This is a genomic window from Vallitaleaceae bacterium 9-2 (assembly GCA_038396585.1).
Taxonomy (GTDB): domain Bacteria; phylum Bacillota; class Clostridia; order Lachnospirales; family Vallitaleaceae; genus UBA1351.
This window is the reverse complement of sequence record CP121691.1, coordinates 1249731-1267680: the sequence shown is the minus strand read 5'-3', so window position 1 is coordinate 1267680 and position 17950 is coordinate 1249731. Positions and strand designations below refer to the sequence as shown.

General features: G+C 37.5%; 17 protein-coding genes. 3 read left to right on the top strand and 14 right to left on the bottom strand.

Going from position 1 to position 17950, the window contains the following annotated elements; translation table 11 throughout:
- Positions 1–44 precede the first annotated feature (44 nt).
- From QBE53_05800 to QBE53_05785, 4 genes are read right to left on the bottom strand one after another with little or no spacing between them, the layout of a single operon-like run.
- Positions 45–1505 (bottom strand): 4Fe-4S dicluster domain-containing protein, encoded by a 1461-nt coding sequence (locus tag QBE53_05800; protein ID WZL82623.1) that lies wholly within the window; start codon positions 1503–1505, stop codon positions 45–47.
- Positions 1492–2679, bottom strand: coding sequence for a PP2C family protein-serine/threonine phosphatase (locus tag QBE53_05795; protein ID WZL82622.1), 1188 nt, complete (start codon positions 2677–2679; stop codon positions 1492–1494). Before QBE53_05795 ends, QBE53_05800 begins: the two co-directional genes overlap by 14 nt.
- A complete protein-coding gene (locus QBE53_05790) occupies positions 2679–4418 on the bottom strand; it encodes a [Fe-Fe] hydrogenase large subunit C-terminal domain-containing protein (protein ID WZL82621.1) in 1740 nt (579 codons plus the stop codon). The genes QBE53_05795 and QBE53_05790 overlap by 1 nt, the downstream gene beginning before the upstream one ends.
- A complete protein-coding gene (locus tag QBE53_05785; protein ID WZL82620.1) occupies positions 4415–4657 on the bottom strand; it encodes a (2Fe-2S) ferredoxin domain-containing protein in 243 nt (80 codons plus the stop codon). The genes QBE53_05790 and QBE53_05785 overlap by 4 nt, the downstream gene beginning before the upstream one ends.
- Before the next feature lie 220 nt (positions 4658–4877).
- On the opposite strand from QBE53_05785, the gene QBE53_05780 reads away from it, so the two are divergent.
- The 3 genes from QBE53_05780 to QBE53_05770 are packed head-to-tail and all read left to right on the top strand — an operon-like array spanning position 4878 to position 6540.
- Positions 4878–5237: a metalloregulator ArsR/SmtB family transcription factor gene (locus QBE53_05780; GenBank protein ID WZL82619.1), complete on the top strand. Its 360-nt coding sequence runs from the start codon at positions 4878–4880 to the stop codon at positions 5235–5237.
- Positions 5238–5271: 34 nt separating this feature from the next.
- Positions 5272–6276 carry a permease gene (locus QBE53_05775; protein ID WZL82618.1) on the top strand — a complete coding sequence of 335 codons (1005 nt, stop codon included), beginning with the start codon at positions 5272–5274 and terminating at the stop codon, positions 6274–6276.
- 33 nt (positions 6277–6309) lie between these two features.
- Positions 6310–6540 (top strand): thioredoxin family protein, encoded by a 231-nt coding sequence (locus QBE53_05770; GenBank protein ID WZL82617.1) that lies wholly within the window; start codon positions 6310–6312, stop codon positions 6538–6540.
- Between the two features lie 13 nt (positions 6541–6553).
- Here QBE53_05770 and QBE53_05765 read toward each other — a convergent pair whose 3' ends face one another.
- From QBE53_05765 to QBE53_05720, 10 genes are all read right to left on the bottom strand, one after another.
- Positions 6554–7105: a hypothetical protein gene (locus QBE53_05765; protein ID WZL82616.1), complete on the bottom strand. Its 552-nt coding sequence runs from the start codon at positions 7103–7105 to the stop codon at positions 6554–6556.
- 62 nt (positions 7106–7167) lie between these two features.
- Positions 7168–8322 carry a carboxynorspermidine decarboxylase gene (nspC, locus tag QBE53_05760; protein ID WZL82615.1) on the bottom strand — a complete coding sequence of 385 codons (1155 nt, stop codon included), beginning with the start codon at positions 8320–8322 and terminating at the stop codon, positions 7168–7170.
- Between the two features lie 24 nt (positions 8323–8346).
- Positions 8347–9549 carry a saccharopine dehydrogenase family protein gene (locus QBE53_05755; protein ID WZL82614.1) on the bottom strand — a complete coding sequence of 401 codons (1203 nt, stop codon included), beginning with the start codon at positions 9547–9549 and terminating at the stop codon, positions 8347–8349.
- A gap of 72 nt (positions 9550–9621) precedes the next feature.
- Positions 9622–11541, bottom strand: coding sequence for a biosynthetic arginine decarboxylase (gene speA / locus QBE53_05750; protein WZL82613.1), 1920 nt, complete (start codon positions 11539–11541; stop codon positions 9622–9624).
- A gap of 83 nt (positions 11542–11624) precedes the next feature.
- Entirely contained in the window at positions 11625–12623 is a 999-nt protein-coding gene (locus QBE53_05745; GenBank protein ID WZL82612.1) for a TRAP transporter substrate-binding protein, read from the bottom strand.
- On the bottom strand, positions 12620–14116 hold the full coding sequence (locus tag QBE53_05740) for a histidine kinase (GenBank protein ID WZL82611.1): 1497 nt from the start codon (positions 14114–14116) through the stop codon (positions 12620–12622). Before QBE53_05740 ends, QBE53_05745 begins: the two co-directional genes overlap by 4 nt.
- 66 nt (positions 14117–14182) lie before the next feature.
- On the bottom strand, positions 14183–15142 hold the full coding sequence (locus QBE53_05735) for a sugar kinase (protein WZL82610.1): 960 nt from the start codon (positions 15140–15142) through the stop codon (positions 14183–14185).
- Between the two features lie 93 nt (positions 15143–15235).
- Positions 15236–16024, bottom strand: a complete 789-nt coding sequence (locus QBE53_05730; GenBank protein WZL82609.1) for a gluconate 5-dehydrogenase — start codon at positions 16022–16024, stop codon at positions 15236–15238.
- A 12-nt stretch (positions 16025–16036) separates the two neighbouring features.
- Positions 16037–16882 (bottom strand): 5-dehydro-4-deoxy-D-glucuronate isomerase, encoded by an 846-nt coding sequence (kduI, locus tag QBE53_05725; protein WZL82608.1) that lies wholly within the window; start codon positions 16880–16882, stop codon positions 16037–16039.
- Between the two features lie 144 nt (positions 16883–17026).
- Entirely contained in the window at positions 17027–17788 is a 762-nt protein-coding gene (locus QBE53_05720; protein WZL82607.1) for an IclR family transcriptional regulator, read from the bottom strand.
- Positions 17789–17950 lie beyond the last annotated feature (162 nt).

Sequence of the window (17950 nt, the reverse complement as noted above, 5' to 3'; positions counted from 1 at the left end):
CTAAGCTCCTTTATCTTATTGAAGTTTAGCATTTTTTTGTTCGCTTAGCAAGACTGACCTTCCCGTATCATAGAAATCTTGTGGTCTGAAAAAATATCAATCGCTTCTTCGGACTTTTCTTCCAGTGCTTCTTTACAATAATTCTCCAATTTTTTCCGATCAATCGGTCCATATTGCATCGTTACCGGTCCTTTGATACAGCCACCTTCACACGCCATACCTTCAATAAGAACATTGCCTAAACGCCCAAGCTTTGCCTGAGTCAAGGCTTTTTTACATTCAGCAATACCATTGCACACCAATACATCATAGGATAACTCTGTATCTTTGGTCTTAAGAATCTGGGAAACCGCCTTTGCAACACCACCTGAAGTGGCAAAGTTTCTTCCATAATAGGATGCATTGTTTAATGGTGATGCTTCAAGCGCCGTAACATCAATATGTCTTGAGCGAACAATTCCAATTAATTCTTCAAACGTCAATACATAGTCTACACAACGTTCTCCTTCCCAGAAGAGTTCTTCCTCTTTTTTGGCAATACAAGGTCCTACAAAGACAACTGCTGCCTCAGGGTCAATGGATTTAATCAAACGTGCCGTTGCCACCATTGGAGATATTGTCGTTGAGATATGGTTGGCAATCTCGGGAAATTCTTGATGGACGTAACGAACAAAGGCCGGACAACAGGATGTCGTCATAAATCCTTTGTCCTGTTCAATATGTTCAACAAACTCCTCTGCCTCATGGATAGCGACCATATCTGCTCCAAGAGCTACCTCGACAACATCTTTAAACCCTAAGTTTTTTAACGCTGTAACTACTTGTCCTAGGGATACATCTTCAAATTGGGTGGCAATAGCAGGTGCAATCATTGCATAGATCGGTTTTTTTTGTTTCTTAAGATGGTCAATCACTTCAAGCAGTTCTGACTTATCTTGCATTGCTCCAAAGGGACAGCTGTAGACACATGCACCACATCGAATACATTTTTTTTCATCGATGACAGCTTTTTTGTTTTCATCTATAGAGATGGCCTTGGTTGGACATACACGTATACACGGTCTTAATACATCGCTGATTGCATTATATGGACAGGCACTATGGCAACGACCACATTCAATACATTTATCATAGTCAATAATCGCGCGATTATTAATAAAGCTAATGGCATGCTTTGGACAGGCCGCTTGACAACGATGGGCCAAACATCCTCGACACGCTTCTGTGACGACAAATCGATGTTCCATACATTGATCACATGCCGATTCAAGTACTTCAATAATATTTGGGTTTAGCGCATCGCCTCCCATACTCATCTGCACCCGCTCTGCAGTTACTGCGCGTTCATGATACACACAACAGCGTAAAGAAGCATTAGGCCCTTGATTTAACTCTGCAGGTATTGCCAATACATGGTTCGTTAAGGTGTCTTCAAATGCGTACTCACTCACTTTTGCATACACTTCATTTTTTATCTTCTGTACTCTATTTTCATATTTTCTCATGCTTAACCTCCGAAATATAACGAATCTTCGCTTTTTTCCCTATTTTTTCCAGTGCACAAACCAGTTCTTGCACAAGATTGATTTTCAAGCTCAACTCTTTAGGAAAATCCGGATTTTGATGTGCTCCATTAATAGCCTTGCCTAACCATAAATCAACATGTGTTGCTTCTTCAATAAATATTTTACATAAGAGGCTTGCGCCATCTTTTCCAAGATCGGACAAGCGTATCTTGCGCTCTGCAAATTGCTCAAGCAGTTCAATGGTTCTTTGAATTGTCAGTACACCCTCTGTTACTAAGTCTAACCCTTTTATGTGTGCAATCGGTGGAATCGTCGGATCTAAATAGTCCATACACGTATGGATAGGTTCCCCAAGCTCACGTGATACAATATTTGCTGCCGTTCCGCCGCAGACAACTTTTTTGCCCGTACTTTTCATGAACTGACGAACAATTTGTGCATCTCTTTTTTGATCAACCGGCGGTCCCGTAAACAAAAGCAATTGGACGGGTTTTCGAATTTTGACAGTGACAATCGTCGTATCATCTCCCGGTAACCCTTCATATAAATCATTGCATGCATTAAGCAGGCGGCGACTTAATAGTTCCGCATTCATCTTTTGATTTTTTGTAATGTAGCTTGCAACATGTTCCCATTGCCATCCAAAGTTTAATGTCTGTCCAACACCTGCATGAATTACTCCATCGCTACACAAATAGATAATATCCTCTTCTTGCAGTTGCAATTCTGTTAGGACAATCGTTTTATCCATAATTTTTACTTCACGTTTTTCCGGAATTAACAGCTTTCCTTTTCGTAAAAAAAAGAACGGTGGATTTTCAGATTCAAAAATCTTACATTTTAACTGCCGATCAATCTCAATAATTGAAAATGTAGAGTATGCGATTTCTCGCACTTTACACACCGGTAAAGTATGGGCGATTGTGTCAATAACTTCTTCAATATCTGCCCCTTTAATCAACATCGTAATCGCAATCTTTGACGTTAGTGTTGCCAAAATATTGGCCTTGACGCCACTGCCTAATCCATCTGCAAGGACGATAATTGTACGTTCATCCGATTGAAAAACCTCAACCTTATCTCCACACAGTTCCTCATCTTTTTTATTTAAGCTATTATGTCCAACTTCCACAAACATGGGAGTCATTGACATTAAAATACACCTCCGTCATCTAAAAACAATTGATTAAGACTTTTCAAACTCATCTTTGTCTCTGCTGTTGTCTCACCGAGTAGACTCGCAATTTCTTGGGCAACACGCATCTGCTTGTCGATAACTTCCTGAGTTTTTGATAATGTCTTTTCTTTGGCTTCATGAAACTCTTTTCTCCGCTTTTCATCGCCTGTTATATCCGTTAAAAAGATAATCCGTTGATTCGTTTCTTCTAAGCACACCATATTGATAATAAAATAACGATTTGTTTCTTCAAAGTATATTTTTTTATTCTTTATATACAGATTTTCCTTGATATTATCAATAAACACTTGATCATTTAAGAACAATTGAATAGGCATGTCCTTTACCGGCAATTGTTCTTGATTGAACAACTGATTGAAGCTAGGATTGACCTCTCTTATTGTTAAATTATTATCAATTACAAGAACACCATTCGGGCTATTTTCTATCATAACATTCTGTAGGCTTTCTGCTTTTTCTCTTAAGTAGGGCAAGCATGTTTCAATATCTGAATATCCAAAATAGACGGCTTTTGCTTTATCGTAGCACGCTTTATATCCGCAAGCTCCACAGTTCAACTCATCTTTTGATGTGTATTTTCCCATCTTTCGCATAATTTCACGAACAATCAACGAATTAGGTTCTTGCTGATTTTTTTGTAAATCCGTAAAGCTTCGCTCGATATCTAATGGCTCATCTGTATGAATATTGTTGCGCATCGTATTATTCTCTACAAACCATGCATCATCTTTTTGCTTTGCATATTCCCGCATATATATTTCTTTTTGAAAGCGTCCCAGGTAATTTTTAGGCATATCCGGTCCGTTGATACAACTTCCGTCACAAATATTCATTTCAATACAGCAATGCTCAATATTGCCTAAGCGAAGTTCATTGAGAACTTCCTTACAATTATCAATACCATCAACATGAATAAAACGAAGTTCATGGTCTTCACGGCGTTCATTCTTGGGATTTCTTAAGCTTCCTCCCAAAGGAAATGCCCTTCCCCGCTGACTGCCAACTGCATCGAAAGTATCCACTTCACATTCACTTAGAATAATATGTTCCGATTTAAACACTAACTCTAATTCTTCAAAGGTAACCACTGCATCAATAGCATCTGGGAGTTCTTCTGCCTCTGCCATCTTTGCTAAGCATGGACCAATAAATACAGTTTTTACATTGGCGCCATAACGCTTCTTAATACTTCGGCCATGTGCAATCATAGGAGATACAACAGGTATAACATATGGAATAAGCATTGGATAGTATTCCTCAATCAGATAATTCGCGGAAGGACAACAGCTGGTGATGTAATTTTTCTGTGTATTTTTCTCAATACATGCGTCATAATGATTTGCAATTATTTCTGCACCAAATGCAGTTTCCTCAACATGGCTAAAACCAACTTTTTTTAATGCAGTCACCATTTTCCCGGGTTGACTCAGTCCAAATGCTCCCACAAAAGAAGGTGCAATCGAAACAACAACCGTTTCTTTTGCATCAATCATGGATTGAACATAATCCACTTGACTTGTAATTTTTAATGCTTCTTGAGGACATGAAGCTTGGCATAATCCACATTTAATACACAATGAATCGATTATTTTGCGTTCTGATTTATTAAAACTAATCGCCTTTGTCGGGCAAATACGAAGACACTTATAACAACTGTCGCATTTTTCCTTATCAAACTCAATGAACTTCATCATAACAAGTCTCCTCCAATATACTTGTTAAAAAAAGCTTCCGTTTCATCGGCTTGAATAGAATAGATTTTTTCTCCATCCACACGAATACTGACACCTGAACCACACGAACCGAGACAAAAAGAAGATTTAAGCTCTACTTTTTCTTCCAATTGATGTTCTGCAATCAGTCGTTTCATATCTTGTATTACATTATAAGATCCTTTTAAATGGCATGCACTACCAATACATATTTCAATCATAATGACCTCCTAAACACTGTGTACTACACAATTTATTTTGCATTGTTAATTATATCACAATATCACAACAAGTAAAGACTATTTCAATAACTTTGTTAGTTTTTTATCAAGTATTTTTTTATACTGAACAGATAAACAAAAAATACTTGACAGCTGCAAGGACTCTTGGTAATATATTCGTATTCCAATATGTGCATATGATTATTTAAAGGAGTTTGCTATGGACTTAACTGCTATATTCAAATTATTGTCTGACGAGACACGTATGCGTGTTATCACGCTTATCTATCAAGAAGAATTATGCGTCTGTGAACTTTGCGGAATTCTTGATCAACCTCAACCCAAGGTGTCAAAAGTCCTTGCAAAGTTACGTGATATGAACCTTGTCACCGACGAACGCAAAGAAAAATTTGTTTTTTATCGTCTAAAAAAAACAAATCATTTATTAAACCACACTCTGGACTATTTGCTCAAACACACCATGGATTATCCTGTACTTTTTCAAGATAGTCAACGCTTGCTCGACAAAGAAAAATACATTGATCAATGTTCACTTGAGTCATTACGTGACATTCAATAAAAGTGCAGTTCATCCAAAATGAAAGGAAGACAACATGAAAGTTTTTCAATGGCTTAACAATCAGCTCTTAAAAATGGATTGGCTCTCTAGGGGCGTTCAATCCTTTGTTGAGAAAATACTTGGGCTAGATATCGACACACAACTTGGTGGTAGTATTCACTTTTTTATTTATGATGTTATTAAAATCTTTATACTACTTTCCGTATTAATTTTTACAATTTCATATATTCAAAGCTTTTTTCCACCTGAACGTACCCGAAAAATCTTAGGACGTTTTAATGGATTAAGCGCCAATATCCTCGCTGCACTTTTAGGAACGATCACGCCCTTTTGTTCCTGCTCTTCTATTCCTTTATTTATTGGCTTTACAAGTGCGGGGCTTCCTATTGGTGTTACTTTTTCTTTTTTAATTTCTTCTCCGTTAGTTGATCTTGCCTCTGTGCTACTCTTAGCTAGTATATTTAATTGGCGCATCGCTCTTGCCTATGTTTTGGTCGGACTTATTCTTGCCGTCATTGGTGGGAGTCTCATCAGTCGATTAAAACTGGAAAAATATGTAGAACCTTTTGTATATAAAAACAAGCTTATGGAAGCGTCTCAAGCATCTCTAACACGAAATGAGCGCCTTGGTTTTGCAAAAGATCAGGTCCTTGATATCATAAAAAAAGTATGGCTCTACATTCTTGTAGGTGTCGGAATTGGCGCGCTCATCCATAATTGGATTCCACAAGATATTATTAGCGCCCTTCTTGGACAAGACAAGTGGTATTCTGTATTTTTAGCTACACTGGTAGGTATCCCCATGTATGCAGATATTTTTGGAACATTACCCATCGCTGAAGCGCTTGTCACAAAAGGTGTTGGTATCGGGACTGCTCTAAGCTTCATGATGGCAGTAACTGCGCTATCGCTTCCTTCACTGATTATGTTAAAAAAAGTCGTTAAACCCAAACTATTAGTTATCTTTACCACTATTGTTACTATAGGTATACTCATTATTGGATTTGCATTCAATGCACTGGGCTATCTATTTATATAAACAAATACTTTATCATACCAAAAGGAGATTAATATGATTATAAAAATTTTAGGTTCCGGTTGTCCAAATTGTAAGAAATTAGAAATGAACACAAAAAAAGCTCTTAAAGAGCTTAATTTAGATGCAACTGTAGAAAAAGTCGAAGACTTTGAAAAAATTATGGCATATGGCGTTATGAGCACTCCGGCTCTTGTGGTCGATGAGGAAGTTAAATTCTCAGGACGTGTCGCATCACCAAAAGATATTATCAAATATCTTCAATAATATGCTTTATCAATCAAAGACTATAGTCAACTAAGTTGCCTATAGTCTTTTCCTGTATAGGCCCTTGATAAGCTTCTGCTTGCATCTGCTTTTTTTCTGAAGTCGTTGTTCGAGTAACGCCTCCAGATACATAGCTGGTTCCGCATTCCGGACACGTCGAATGGAAAATTTGTACACTTTGACTGACGATTTCTTTGTTTTCTTTTTCTGCACTGGCTTGTTCACGTACAACATGTTCTTGTTCATGATTGCGTACAGCGCTACTTGCCCGTTCAGGACTTAATCGCGTCGGTGATTGAAAAGAAACTCCAGAATCATCGGATTCATCTTGATACGTCCTCGTCGCACACGTTGTACATTCTACAACTCCCATACGCTTTAATGTTTTCTCATCAAAGTGTTTTTTTAATGTTTCCAGACGTTGCTGCGGCGCAACAATTTTATTCGCAGGTAATTTTTCATTGTTTGCTATTGTCGCCTTTCCCGCGGTCACGCTCTTTTCGGGCACACTCTTATCAGGCAAATGTACTATATTATCTTGTGCTATATCTGCTGTTAATCGCATAAGATCACCTTCACATTCATTACCTACAGGCTTCGTTTATAGGCTTCATTTATAGTCTTCGTTTATAGTCTTCGTTTATAATCATCATATCCAAATTCTTTGACAATACGTATGCCTTGATCATTTAACAACGCAATAGAAGGTAGATTCACTCCATTAAACATGTTATTCTTAACCATAGTATAATGCGCCATATCTGTAAAAATCAAAGCATCACCAATCTTTAGCGGCTCATCAAAAGAGTAATCGCCTATAATATCTCCTGATAGACACGTCGTCCCACCGAGTCTATAGGTGTATCTCTTTTCATCTGGAAGACCAGAGCCAATAATCATGGGTCGGTATGGCATTTCAATAACATCTGGCATATGGCATGCTGCCGAAGCATCCGTTATAGCTATATCCATCCCATTATGCACAATATCAAGAACTTTGGTAACCAAAAAACCTGTGTTTAATGCAATCGCTTCTCCCGGTTCAAGATATACTTCCACATCATATTTTGTCTTAATACGATGAATGATTTGAATCAATCGTTCCACATCATAATCAGCTCGTGTCACATGGTGTCCTCCACCAAAATTGACCCATTTCATTTGATAAAAATATTTTCCGAATTTTTCTTCAACAACTTCCATTACACGTTCTAAGGTATCTGAGTTTTGTTCACACATTGCATGAAAATGCAAGCCGTCAATGCCTTCTAGATCCTCTTCACTAAACTGGTCTGCTGTTGTTCCCAGACGAGAATAAATCGCACATGGATCATATATTGTCGTCTCGATTTCCGAATACTCCGGATTCACACGAAGACCACATTCGATGTGTTTATCGGTACTGGCTATTTTACCTTTAAATTGATTATATTGGTCAATGGAATTAAAAACAATATGCTCGCAATAAGTCATGATTTCATCAAACTCATCTTCACGATATGCCGGTGAATAAATGTGCACTTCTTTGCCCATCTCTTCAAAACCTAATCGCGCTTCAAATAATGAGCTACTTGTAATTCCCGCCAAGTAATTTCCAACCAAAGGAAACACCGAATACATTGAAAACCCTTTTAGAGCCAACAGGATTTTACATCCTGTTGACTGTTGTACATAATCAAGGGTTTCTAAGTTTTTACGCAGTAAGCGCTCATCGACAACATATGCTGGTGTCATAACCTTGTGTATTTTTTTGATATCGTTTTCATTTATTCCGTAATCCATAGTTCACCCTTTATATCTTCCTACTTAATCATCTAATAATGTCGGATTGAATTCTTCTTTCCAAGGAAGACCTTGTTTATTTAATTCTTCCATAAATGGATCTGGATCAAACTCTTCCACATTGTATACTCCCGGCTTCTTCCATTTTCCTTCAAGAACAAGCTTTGCTCCGATCATTGCAGGAACACCTGTTGTATAAGAAATGGCTTGTGAACCTACTTCTTTGTAGCATACTTGATGGTCGCAAACATTATAGACATAATAGCTCTTAGGTTCACCATCTTTTATTCCCTGAATAATACATCCTATGTTTGTCTTTCCTTTTGTTCTTGGACCTAACGAAGCTGGGTCTGGAAGAACCGCTTTTAAAAACTGCAACGGTTGAATTTCTTTGCCTTCAAACATTACCGGTTCAATGGATGTCATGCCTACGTTTTGTAAAACCGTTAAGTGATTAATATACTTTTCTGAGAACGTCATAAAGAAGCGAATACGTTTAATCCCTTTAATATTTTGTGCCAAAGATTCTAGTTCCTCATGGTACAATAAATATATGTCTTTGGGTCCAATCTCAGGTAAATCGTAGACTTTTTTCACTTCCAACGGCTTGGTCTCAACCCAGTCGCCTTCTTCAAAATACCGACCATTGGCCGTGATTTCACGAATATTAATCTCTGGATTAAAGTTCGTTGCAAATGGGTATCCATGATCGCCTGCATTGGCATCAACGATATCTATATAGTGAATTTCATCAAAATAATGCTTCATCGCATATGCTGAAAAAACACCTGTTACCCCAGGATCAAATCCACTTCCAAGAACTGCTGTTAAGCCAGCTTTTTCAAATTTTTCTCTATATGCCCATTGCCATTTATATTCAAATTTTGGTACCTCCGGCGGCTCGTAGTTAGCTGTATCCAGATAATCTACACCGGTCTCTAGGCATGCATCCATAATAGTTAAATCTTGGTAGGGTAGTGCCACATTAATGACAATATCCGGTTCAAATTGGCGAATAAGTGCAACGACTTCTTCTGTTTTGTCTGCATCCACCTGCGCCGTTTGAATCTTGGTGGTTGTGTCTTTCACCGAATCTTTTATTGCGATACACTTTGATTGTGTACGACTTGCAATACATATTTCTTCAAATACATCTGAATTTTGACAGCACTTGTGAACGACAACATTTGCTACGCCACCTGCACCGATAATAAGAGCTTTTCCCACTTTACTAACCTCCTAAAAATTATTATTTATAGTATAACATTTTATGCTATTTTTGTCTTGTCTACTTAAAAATTAACGTTCATAATATGTATACCCACGAAGTCCATTTTCATAGGCTCCGACAATATCGCGTCGGTCTGCAGGGGATATTAACCCATCCCGCACAGCTTCCTCTGCCGATTGTCGGAAATTACGCCGCATCTCTTTGGCATCATATTCAACATATGTCAGTACATCTTCTACTGTATCGCCCTCAATCTCACTGATGAACTCATATCCACCTTCCTTATTGAGACGAATACTAACCACGTTGGTATCACCAAATAAATTATGCAAATCTCCGAGCGTCTCTTGATACGCCCCCACTAAAAAGACCCCTAGAAAATAGTCTTCATTCGGGTTTAGATCATGTAACGGCAATGTTTTTTTCACATCATGCATATCTATAAAACTATCAATATTTCCATCACAATCACAGGTAATATCTGCTACAACTGCATTACGTTTAGGAATTTCCAATAAGCGGTGTATCGGCATAATCGGAAAGAGCTGGTCAATTGCCCAACTATCGGGAATGGATTGAAATACAGAAAAGTTACAGTAGTAGATATCTGCAATCGCACTATCAATATCTTCAAGTTCTTGTGGAATATACTTTAACTTCGACTTATCTTTAGCTATTCTTTGAATAATATTCCAAAAAATCTTCTCTGCAAACGCTCGATCCCTAAGTCCTAAGCGTCCATGGTTAAACATATCTCGAATAATATCGCGATAATATAAAGCATCATTATAACATTCTTGAAGATTTTTTGTTTTTAAGACTTTATTCACTTCATGAAGGTTACGTATCTGCTCCGGAACGGATTCATCCAAAGTCTCAGGAATATCATATTCTTGATAAGAAGCTACATCAAGAACATTGAATAAAAGCACAGAATAGTATGCAACTAACGCTCGCCCGGATTCTGTAACAATCGTTGGGTGGTCAATCTGGGCATTGTCCATCACTGTCATTACGGCCTCAACAATATCTGTACAGTATTCTTCAACAGAATAGTTTCGACTGTGGGCAAAGTTCGTATTTGAACCGTCATAATCGACTGCCAAACCGCCCCCTAAGTCCAAGTATCCCATCGGTGCGCCTTCTTTTACCAACTCCGCATATACTCTTGAAGCTTCTTGTACTGCTGAACGAATATCACGAATATTAGGAATCTGTGATCCTAGGTGATAGTGCATTAGCTTCAGGCTATTTAGCATATTCTTTGCTTTAAGTTCATCAACAATCTCAATAACTTGGTTCATGTTAAGTCCAAAAATACTTTGGTCTCCACCTGAATCCGTCCAATGTCCTCCGGCTTTTGCAGATAACTTGATACGTACCCCAATGTTTGGTTGAATATTTAAAGCCTCTGCCCGTTCAAGAATTAGATCAAGTTCTCCTGGAATCTCGATGACAAAAAAGCATCGATATCCCATTTTATTGGCATAAAGTCCAAGGTCAATGAACTCTTCATCTTTGTAGCCATTACAAATAAGACAAGCATCTTTATCTTTTAGCTCTGAAAGCGCAGCAATTAACTCCGGTTTACTTCCAACCTCTAAGCCGTGGTGGTAACGCTGCCCAAACTTTGCGACTTCTCTTACCACTTCTTGCTGCTGATTCACCTTAATTGGATAAACCCCTTGATACACACCTTTATAATTTAACGTATTCATGGCATGACGAAAAGACTCATTTAAGTATGTAATTTGCGCATCGAGTAAATTTTCTATTCTTAATAAAACGGGCATATCCAGTCCCCGCTCTTTAATTCCGGCTGCAATCTCCATAAGGCTTACAGATCCTTTTTCAGATCCTTTTTGCATATTAATGCGAACTTCACCTTCATCTGAAATCGAAAAATATCCGCCACCCCAATTTTTTATGCCATAAAGCTCTTCTGATTTTTCTTTTTTCCATCGTCCTAAAACTTCAACGCGGTTCATTATATCACCCTTTCTATATTACACTTCATTAAAGCTGTGATTTTCAAAATATCATCTTTGTGTTCAAATGTCAACAACAATTTCTATTCCTTACGAATTCGTTCAATAAGTTCACCATACCGTACCTTATACTTGTCATACAAAGGTTGAACCGCTTTTATAAATTCAGACTTATCTTCAATATAATTAATCTGAACTCCGTGTTCCTCAAGAAATTTTAATGAGCTTTGTTCGCCTTCTTCCCAAAGCTTTTGTTGATATATTTGGGTTTGAATTGCAGCTTTACGGATAATGCCTAAATCCTCTTTTGATAGCTTAGCTAATGAAACTTTACTTCCCACAATAAGTTCCGGTACACGCACATGTTCATCAATCGAATAATATTTTGCAATCTTATAGTGCTCTGAGGTATGATAACTTGGCGGGTTATTTTCTGCCCCATCAATCTCGCCAAGCTGAAGTGCACGATAAACCTCACCGTAGGGCATCTTGACGCCACTTGCACCCAAAGCATCTGCCATCTCAAACATTAATTGGCTTTCATGGACCCGAACTTTCATTCCTTGAAGATCTTCAAGGGTTTTTATCGGTTTTTTTGTATTATAAAAACTTCGCGCTCCGGCTTCAAACCATCCAAAACCAATGAAACCATCTTTTTCAATGGCTTGCAATATTTCATCACCAATCTCACCGCGAAGGACACGAAGCATATGGTCCTTATCTTCATAGATATAAGGTAAATACAATACGTTTAATATGTTTGCCTCTTCGGATATGGGTGCCAAGCTTACACGCGCTAGATCGACTCCTCCAAACAACATCTGTTCAATGACATCTGCCTCTGAGCCTAATGCTTGATCTGGATAGACCACAATCTTAATCCGTCCTTGGGAAAGCTCTCCAACCAAACGGGCAAATTCTTCATCTGCTCGAGTTGTAGGGTAACCTTCAGGATGGGCTTCTGCCATCCTTAAAATGTATTCGGGCTCAATCACACTTTCTTTTTTTACAAAAGAGCAGCTACTTAAAAAAACAATGAGCATGATAATGCCCGAACAAAATACGATTCCTTTTTTTATCATAGTTCACTCTCCTGATTTTCGATTTCAAACTTCATCTCAATAAATGTACCCATATTTTTCTTACTTAAAATTTTAAAAGAGCATTTATTTTGAAAGGTCAATTTAAAACGTTGATAGACATTATTTACTCCAATGCTACGATTATTTATCGTATCAAATTTTAATACTTCTTTTAACCGTTCTTTATCCATTCCAATACCGCTATCCATAATCTGCATTACCACATACACCTTATTATACTGCTCTTGTTGATAGATTCTGACACGTATTTTCCCACCTTTGATCTTAGGTTCAATTCCGTGTATAATCGCATTCTCAATCAAAGGCTGTAAGGTAAATATAGGGACCAATATTTTTTCACACGATGGCTCTACGATCCGTTCGTATTCCAAACGCTCTTTAAACCGAACTTGTTGAAGATACACATACTCATCAATAATATCCAATTCCTCTTTAATAGGAATCATGGATTTATCATTTCTTAGCTTATAGCGAAACAGCTGTGCTAAAGCTTGTGTTAGTTTTAGAGTATCTTCTGCGCTTTCAAACATTGCCGTTCGAGAAATTGTATTTAAGGTATTAAATAGAAAATGCGGATTGATTTGAGACTGTAGCGCTTGAAACTGTGAGTCTTTTAGCAACTGCTTCATTTGTAACAAGTGTAATTCTTCTTCATGCAGTTTCTTTTCGATAATTACTTTTTGCTTCAAATCGGACACCAAGGAATTAATACTTTGGCTCATAATATTAAACGAATCCGCCAAGACACCGACTTCATCCTGGGAATCAATATGTATCGCTTCAATATCTAAGTCTCCTGAAGAGATGCGAATGGATGCTTTGGCTAATTTTTTTATAGGATTGATGAGATAGTTTGCAAATAAAACTCCGATAAATAAAGAGATTAGAAAAAAAAGTGCAATTAATATTAACGAAATACGTCGCATAACATTTGCTTCATTTGCTAACCTATTATATAGTTCATCGCCCTCGCGCAGGCTAATATATAATAGTTCCTCAATATATTTTTCCGTATATTGTTCAATACGTTCGCCTTCATAAAAAGTTCTATAATAGGTTGCAATTCCATTTTCTCTTTGATTCATCGATAATTGCCACTTCAAATTGTATGAAAAAACTGAATTTCGAATCGCATTGATGGCAAACTGGCTTTCCAACGAATTATATTTTTTATCCAGTGTATCGATTGTTCTTTCTATTTTAATAAGATTCTCTTCATAATATTGACGTTCGGATGGACTTCGTTCATTGATATAGCTTTCAACGGCTTTTTTCCCTTCTTGATTCATCATCAGCAGTTGACTGATTTCATAATAATTCGTCATTGTCGCATTAAATTGGTCAACAATTTGATAATTATTATGATTTAAGTACAAACTAAATAAACTTACAATTGCTAGAATTGTAAAGAAATATGACAATAGTTTAATTTTGATGGACAGCGAATTCCAGAATCGACCAAATGTTTTCACATACTACTCCTTCTAGCAATCATAGGTTTTGCTTATAGCTTTATCTTTAGTTTAACCGCTTATAAATCATCTGTCAATGTGCTCGATTTTATTTGTAAATGCCAAGAGTTGCTCATATGTAGGAAAGCCTTCACTGTCACCACGAACTAAGGTTGCCATCGCTCCTACACCATTAGCAAAGTCGCCACACTCTTGAATAGATAAACCTTTTAAGTAACTGTTTAAATATCCCGCTGCAAATCCATCACCTGCACCGACACTATCTTCCACTTGTTCAACAACATATCCCGGAACAAATTCTTGATGTTGACCATCGGAAACCACACATCCTTTTTTCCCCATTTTTAAGGCGACCTGTTGTATCCCCATCTCATGAAACCGAGTTAAAATCTGGTCAACATCGGTTGTTCCAAGAAGAATCTCACTTTCTTCAATGCCCGGGAATAGTATATCTGTTTGTTCACAAATCTTAAGTAGCGTTGCTTTGGCTTCTTGAGCCGACCATAGCTTAAGACGAATGTTAGGGTCAAAGGAAATCAATACACCGGCTTTTTTTGCCACGTCAATGGCTGCAAACAAAGCTTCCCGTGCTGATGTAGATATAGCCGCTGTAATACCTGTAATATGCAGGATTTTTGCCGAACATATGTATTCAAAGTCAATATCTTCTTTAGATAGGTAACTTGCTGCCGAATTCTTTCTATAATAATACACATTAGGATTAACATGCTCAAAGACTTCTTTAAATACCAACCCGGTCGCATGTGTTTCATCACGCTTGAGACGTGAGACATCTACCCCTTCACCCCTAATCATAAATTCTAAGTAGCTGCCAAACTCATCATGCCCCACTTTTGAAAACCACCCCACCTTAGTCCCTAATCGAGCCAGGGCAATAGCAACATTAGACTCCGCTCCAGCTATTGCCTTACTAAAGTGGTGAATATGTCGTAACGGTCCTTTTTCATCCGGACTAAACAAAACCATCGATTCTCCAAATGTTATTACATCAAAATCCTTTTTCATATGAAAGCCTCCTTATTGTTGTCTGTTGTCAGACATCTTCTTAATTGAAATAAACCTACATAAATAAGTAGGTTTATTCCAAATGTATATTATTTATTTTGGTTGTTTTCCAATATAAGCTAAGATACCACCATCGACATAAAGTACATGTCCATTAACAAAATCTGATGCATTTGACGCCAAGAAAACAGCTGGACCCATTAAGTCTTCTGGTGTTCCCCAACGTGCTGCTGGTGTCTTTGCAATAATGAAGCTGTTAAATGGATGTCCATCTTCACGTAAAGGCGCTGTTTGAGGTGTAGCAATATAACCTGGTCCAATACCGTTACATTGAATGTTATACTCACCATACTCAGACGCAATATTCTTTGTTAACATCTTAAGACCACCTTTTGCAGCTGCATATGCAGATACAGTTTCACGTCCTAATTCACTCATCATGGAGCAGATGTTAATAATCTTTCCGCCGCCTTTTTTAATCATACTTGGAATAACGGATTTTGCCATGATAAATGGTCCGTTAAGGTCAACATCAATAACTTGTCTAAAGTCTTCAGCTGACATCTCAATCATTGGGATACGCTTAATGATTCCAGCATTGTTAACAAGAATATCAATAATCCCTACTTCTTTTTCGATTTGAGCAACCATTTTTTCAACTGCCGCTTCATCCGTTACATCACACACATAACCATGCGCTTTAATATTCTCTTCTTGGTATGCAGCTAATCCTTTATCTACCGCTTCTTGATTACGGTCATTAAATACAATTGTTGCACCTGCTTGTGCATATGCCTTTGCCATAGCAAAGCCAATTCCATAAGATGCTCCAGTAACTAAAGCAATTTTTCCTTCTAACGAAAAAGTATTCATTATACTCATACTCTATCTCCTTTATCGTAAATCGTTTTTCATATCAACGTGGTCCATATCATTAAATGTTTGGTTTTCTCCAACCATACCCCAGATAAAGGTATATGCTTGTGTACCACAACCGGAATGGATTGACCAGCTTGGTGAGATAACCGCTTCTTCATTTCGAAGCACAATGTGACGTGTCTCTGATGGTTCACCCATGTAATGGAAAACAACACCATCTTCTGGAAGGTCAAAGTAGAAATATACTTCCATACGACGCTCATGTGTGTGGCATGGCATTGTATTCCATACGTTACCTTCTTCAAGTTCTGTTAATCCCATTGTCAACTGACATGTTGGTAACACATCTGGATGAATGAATTGATAAATCGTACGTTTGTTAGACGCTTTTGAATCACCCATTGGAACTGCTTTTGCTTTAGTAATATCAATGTGCTTATTAGGATATGTTTTGTGTGCAGGCGCACTAAGTGTATAGAACTTCGCTGGATTTTTTGGATCATCACTAGTAAATACGACTTCTTTTGCACCCATTCCTACGTATAATCCATCACGGCTATTTAATTCATACACTTCGCCATCAACAGATACTTTACCTGCTCCACCTACATTAATCGTTCCAAGTTCACGACGTTCCAAGAAATACTCTGTTCCTAGAGACTTCATAATCTCAAGGCCTTGTCCTAATTCTAGTGCTTCATTTTCCGGACAGAATCCCATCGTAATGATTCGGTCAATATGGCTATATACTCGTTGTATTTTATTAGGAATAAATAAGTCTTGGATTAAAAACTCATCACGTAATCTGTCGGTTGTATAGTGTTTTGCATCTTTTGAATTTGAAGGTTCTCTTACAATCATATCTTTCTCCTTTTACTGCATGTTTTTTGGTTTCATTATATGAAACGAGGTTTCATTTTCAAAATAATTATAGCATCTTTAGGAAGTAACGTCAATCCATTTCTCAATAATGGGACCTTGGTTTCACATATCGGGACACCCTTGCTATTTTGGTGTATATCCTAGCCGCTTTGATATCTCCATACATGTATTTGCCAATGCGTCACGAACAGACTCTCCTTCTTCTTGAAAGACCTCATCCGAAAAACCTGTAATGCTAACAGCTGCAACAATTCGACTCCGATAGTCATATACCGGCATAGATACACAGTATACATTTTCTTCATGTTCCGCTTCATCTCGGGTATACCCTTCTTGTCGACCACGATATATATCTTGCATCACTTCTTCAATTGAGGTTTTTGTATTTTTTGTAAATGGAACCAGAGCTGTTTGTTTTAATATTTTGATGATTTCTTGATCAGGACGATCAAGCATCAAAGACTTACCAACGGCAGAACAATAAATTGGAATGCGCTTGCCTATTTGACAATACATATGAAAGGATTTGTACTTTTCAACTTTTTCTATAAACACGGCTTCATCTTCATCAAAAATAGCCAATTGTACTGACTGGTTTACTTTATTGGCTAGATGATGTAAATATGGCACTGCCTCGGTCTTTAACTCTACATGATTTAGACGAATACTACTAATCTCTACTAGTTTAAGTCCAATCTGATATATACCTGTTGCTTCATTACGTTCGACAAATCCCCGATTAAGGAGCGTCATCATGAGTCGATGTACCGTACTTTTATTTAACTCTAACTTTTTTTGTATCTCTGATGCGGTCATCCCTTCTTCCGCTAATAGCTCTAAAACGTGAAGTGCCCGATCCGCTGTTTGTAACACTGGTTCACTCATATAATTCCTCCAAACTGTTTCTTCTATTAACTAATAATATATCTAATCCGAAGCCGTGTCAAATAGTGATTTAATATCTCACATATAGGAACGCATTTTATCTATATTCTATACAAAATGTAACTATTCCTCTAGGAATGAAGAAACCTTCGAAATACACTT

Bases quoted from the DNA above. Each gene is read 5' to 3' on its own strand.
- QBE53_05795 (WZL82622.1), bottom strand. From the start codon at position 2,679: ATGTCAATGACTCCCATGTTTGTGGAAGTTGGACATAATAGCTTAAAT.
- QBE53_05730 (WZL82609.1), bottom strand. From the start codon at position 16,024: ATGAGTATAATGAATACTTTTTCGTTAGAAGGAAAAATTGCTTTAGTT.
- QBE53_05770 (WZL82617.1), top strand. From the start codon at position 6,310: ATGATTATAAAAATTTTAGGTTCCGGTTGTCCAAATTGTAAGAAATTA.
- QBE53_05800 (WZL82623.1), bottom strand. From the start codon at position 1,505: ATGAGAAAATATGAAAATAGAGTACAGAAGATAAAAAATGAAGTGTAT.
- QBE53_05745 (WZL82612.1), bottom strand. From the start codon at position 12,623: ATGATAAAAAAAGGAATCGTATTTTGTTCGGGCATTATCATGCTCATT.
- QBE53_05785 (WZL82620.1), bottom strand. From the start codon at position 4,657: ATGATTGAAATATGTATTGGTAGTGCATGCCATTTAAAAGGATCTTAT.
- nspC (WZL82615.1), bottom strand. From the start codon at position 8,322: ATGGATTACGGAATAAATGAAAACGATATCAAAAAAATACACAAGGTT.
- QBE53_05775 (WZL82618.1), top strand. From the start codon at position 5,272: ATGAAAGTTTTTCAATGGCTTAACAATCAGCTCTTAAAAATGGATTGG.
- QBE53_05790 (WZL82621.1), bottom strand. From the start codon at position 4,418: ATGATGAAGTTCATTGAGTTTGATAAGGAAAAATGCGACAGTTGTTAT.
- speA (WZL82613.1), bottom strand. From the start codon at position 11,541: ATGAACCGCGTTGAAGTTTTAGGACGATGGAAAAAAGAAAAATCAGAA.
- QBE53_05735 (WZL82610.1), bottom strand. From the start codon at position 15,142: ATGAAAAAGGATTTTGATGTAATAACATTTGGAGAATCGATGGTTTTG.
- QBE53_05765 (WZL82616.1), bottom strand. From the start codon at position 7,105: ATGCGATTAACAGCAGATATAGCACAAGATAATATAGTACATTTGCCT.
- kduI (WZL82608.1), bottom strand. From the start codon at position 16,882: ATGATTGTAAGAGAACCTTCAAATTCAAAAGATGCAAAACACTATACA.
- QBE53_05780 (WZL82619.1), top strand. From the start codon at position 4,878: ATGGACTTAACTGCTATATTCAAATTATTGTCTGACGAGACACGTATG.
- QBE53_05720 (WZL82607.1), bottom strand. From the start codon at position 17,788: ATGAGTGAACCAGTGTTACAAACAGCGGATCGGGCACTTCACGTTTTA.